This window comes from Nonomuraea solani (genome assembly GCF_900108335.1).
GTDB lineage: Bacteria > Actinomycetota > Actinomycetes > Streptosporangiales > Streptosporangiaceae > Nonomuraea > Nonomuraea solani.
The window spans coordinates 1-4062 of sequence record NZ_FNVT01000065.1 but is presented as its reverse complement, the minus strand read 5'-3'; the positions used below and the strand labels follow the sequence as shown (position 1 = coordinate 4062).

The 4062-nt window shown below is 72.0% G+C and carries 1 protein-coding gene; it reads right to left on the bottom strand.

Translation table 11 applies throughout. The features are described from left to right. A partial coding sequence (locus tag C4V41_RS65195; RefSeq protein ID WP_327537534.1) for a type I polyketide synthase occupies nucleotides 1–4047 on the bottom strand: 4047 nt, incomplete at its 3' end. Between the last annotated feature and the right edge of the window lie 15 nt (nucleotides 4048–4062).

The following is a 4062-nucleotide window of genomic DNA, read 5'->3' as shown; positions in this document are numbered from 1 at the left end:
CCGGGTCAGCTCATGCAGATACCAGGCCGCATCCACCTTCGGCCGCAGCACCGCCTCCACCCGCTCCGCCGACAACGACGTGATCACCCCGTCATCCACCACCCCCGCCGCATGCACCACCGCCCGCAACGGCCGCGCCTCACCGATCCCTTCCAGCAGTTTGGTGAGAGCGTCCCGATTCGCCACGTCGCAAGCAGCCACCACAACCTCGGCGCCCTGCTTGGTCAGCTCATCGCGCAACTCCGCCGCGCCGGAGGCGTCCAGGCCACGGCGGGAGACCAGCAGCAGGTGCCGTACGCCGTGTTCGGCCACCAGATGCCGCGCCACCAACGCACCCAGCCCACCGGTACCGCCGGTGATCAGCGTGGTCCCATCGACCGGCCACATGATGTCGGTGTCCTTGCCGCCCACCTGGCCGGCTGCCCCAAGCAATGAGGAGGCTCCATCATCCGGGTCGGGGGATGCGACGTGTGTCATCCGGGACGCCCACAGCCGGCCGCCGCGCAGCGCCACCTCCGGCTCACCGCAAGCGAGCGCGGCACGCACACCATCCGTAAGACGGTCCTCACCGCCGGCGGTGGTGACCGGCACGGCACTCGCCGATGCCCCGTCCGGGCCGAGGGTGACCTGCGTGCCTTCCAGCGAACCGTCGTCTGGGGCGAGGTCGATCAGGGTGATCCGGCCGGGTTCCTCCGCCTGAGCGGCCCGTACCAGCCCCCACACCGCGGCCTGCGCCGGATCCGGAACCTCGCCGTCGGCCACGGCCACCGCGCCCCGGGTCACCACCGCCACCGGTCGCGTGTCCGCCTCGGCCAACCAGGTCTGCAACCTGCCCAGCACTTCCCCGACGGCCCGCCGCACCCGCACCGGAACGTCAGCGTCCGCCGGCTCCCCGCCACCAGCTTCCGCACCTCGGGCAGCAGCTCCCGCTCCCAGTGAAGAAGCGACATCCAGCACCGCGACATCGGCAACGGTTCCCACGGCGTCCGCGTCATGCTCGTTCACCGGCCGCCAGGCCACCTCGTACAACCACCGGGCCGGGACCGCGCCGCTCAACTGCCCAGGAGCCAGCGGCCGCGCGGTCAGCTCCTCCACCGAAGCCAATGGCCGGCCGCCCGGGTCAGTGAGGTCCAGCCGGGTGACCTGGTCGCCGTCCAGTCGGCGTAGCCGTACTCGCAGCGCGGTGGCGCCGGCGGCGTGCAGGGTGACGCCGTTCCAGTTGAACGGGATCAGCGGGCCGCCCTCCCCGGTGTCCTGCCCGGTCAGCATGCCCACGTGCATCGCGGCGTCGAGCAGCGCGGGGTGGACGCCGTAACCCGCAGGATCGGCGACATCGGTCGGTAGCGACACCTCGGCGTAGAGATCGTCGCCATGCTTCCAGGCCCGGGTGAGGCCGTGGAAGGCGGGGCCGTAGCCGTAGCCGTGGTCTACCAGGCGGTCGTACAGGCCCGTGGTGTCCAGCGGCTGGGCGCCTGGCGGGGGCCAGGCGTGGCTCAGGTCCGCCGCCGGGGTGGCGGGGGTGGGGGTGAGGGTGCCGGTGGCGTGCCGGGTCCAGTGCCCGTCGTCGTCTTTGGAGTGGATGCCGATCTGACGCCGGCCGTCTTCGCCCGGTCCGGTCACGGTGACCTGCACGACGACGCCGCCGGTGCTGTGCTGACCGGAGTCGGGGATGGGCAGAGGAGTATGCAGGGTGAGCTCATCGATGGCCGGGCACCCGACCTGGTCACCAGCGCGCAGGGCGAGCTCGACGAAAGCGGTGCCGGGCAGGATCGGGGTGGCGTTGATCGCGTGATCGGCCAGCCAGGGCTGAGCAGCGACCGACAACCGCCCGGTCAAAATGGCGCCGCCATCGGGCTGCTCCACCACCGCACCCAAGATCGCATGATCGGCGGCGATCTGGCCTACGGCGGCCGGGTCGCCGGCCGGAGCCGACTGCAGCCAGTAGCGGCGATGCTGGAAGGGATAGGTGGGCAGATCCAGCTCACCAGCGCGAGCACCGACCGGTCCGGTCGGCCATGCGGTCCAATCCACGGCCGTACCGCAGGTCCAGGCCAGGCCCAGCCCGGCGACCAGTTGGGCGGTCTCGTCCCGGTCGCGGCGTAGCAACGCCACCACCGAGGCAGGCTCTGCGTCCCCGCGGGCGTCGGCGTCGTCGTGGTGAGCGAGGGTTTGTTCGATCATGGGGGTCAGCTGGGCGTCCGGACCGGCCTCGACGAAGCAGCCGACCTGATGCCGGGACAAGGTGGTGACAACGTCGGCGAACCGCACCGGCCGCCGCACGTGCTCGACCCAGTAGCCGGGCTCGGTGATCTCGGCGCCGGCGAGGTCTCCCGAGACGTTGGACACCAGCGCCAGGTCCGGACGCCGCAGCGTCAGTCCCGCCACGACTTCTTCGAACTCGGCCAGCATCGGCTCCATCAGCGGGGAATGGAACGCGTGCGACACCCGCAGCGGCCGGGTCCGGTGCCCGTGCTGCCGCGCCCACTCGATGACCTGCTCCACCTGGCCGGATGCGCCGGAGATCACCACCGCGCCGGGCGCGTTGACCGCGGCCACCGACACGTGGTCGTGGTCGGCCAGCACCGGGGCGAGCACGTCTTCGCCGCAGCCGATCGCCGCCATCGCGCCACCGGCCGGCAGCGCCTGCATCAACCGGCCACGGGCCGCCACCAGACGGCACGCATCGGCCAGGTCCAGCACCCCGGCCACATGTGCGGCGGTGATCTCGCCCAGCGAATGCCCGGCCACGTAATCGGGCCGGATGCCCAGCGATTCCAGCAGTCGGTACAAGGCCGTTTCGAGGGCGAACAGCCCGGCCTGGGCGAACACCGTCTGATCCAGCACCGTCCGGTCCAGCACCCCACCAGAACCGGACCCAGCAGCCCCAGAACCACCAACCCCGCTGGCCTCGCTGGCCTCGCTGGCCTCGCTGGCCTCGCTGGCCTCGCTGGCCTCGCTGGCCTCGCTGGCCTCGCTGGCCTCGCTGGCCTCGCTGGCCTCGCTGGCCTCGCCAAGGATGATCTCCCGCAAGGTCACACCACCGGCCAAGCCGCTCACAACCCCCGCAGTATCGGCGGCGGTGAGCTCGGCCTCCAGCAACGCACACGCCTCGTCAAAGGCGCGGGCGAACACCGGGAAAGCCGCATACAACTCACGGCCCATCCCGGCCCTCTGGGCACCCTGACCGGAGAACAGCACCGCCACCCGGCCCGGCCGCACCCGACCCTGCACCACCGAAGACGACGCCAGCACCCCGGCCGCCAACCCTCCGGCCGCCGGCTCTCCGGTTGCCAGCGCGCCGGTTGCCAGCGCGCCAGTCGCTGACTCGCCACCGGCCAGTGCCTGCAACCCGGCCAGTAGACCCTCCCGGTCCGCTACCGCCAGCACCGCCCGGTGCTCCAGGGCGGCCCTTCGGGTCAACCCGACGGCCACATCCAGCACATCGGCGGAGCCGTGCTCGGCCACGAACCCGGCCAGCCGACCGGCCTGCGTCCGCAACGCCGCCTCGCTCTTGGCCGACACCACCACCGGCACCGGCGCGGCCGGGTGGTCGCTCTCGGCCGCAGTGGCCGGGCTGCTGTCCCGCTCGCCCGACGGCTCCCCGAAGAGCTGCTCTTCCTCGGCCGGGGGTTCTTCGAGGATGATGTGCGCATTGGTGCCGGAGATGCCGAATGACGACACTCCCGCCCGGCGCGGCCGGTCCGCAGCGTGCGGCCAGGGCTGGGGCTGGGCCAGGAGTTCCACCGCGCCGCCGGACCAGTCCACCTTCGACGATGGCGCATCGACGTGCAGCGTCTTGGGCAGCAGCCCGTGCCGCATCGCCAGAATCATCTTGATCACACCGGCCACCCCGGCCGCCGCCTGGGTATGTCCCAGGTTCGACTTCACAGAGCCCAGCCACAACGGCGATAGCCGGTCCTGGCCGTAGGCGGACAGCAACGCCTGCGCCTCGATCGGATCGCCCAGCGCGGTACCGGTGCCGTGCCCTTCGACCACGTCCACCTGCCCAGGACCGATCCCCGCCGAAGCCAGCGCCGCCTCGATCACCCGCTCCTGCGACGG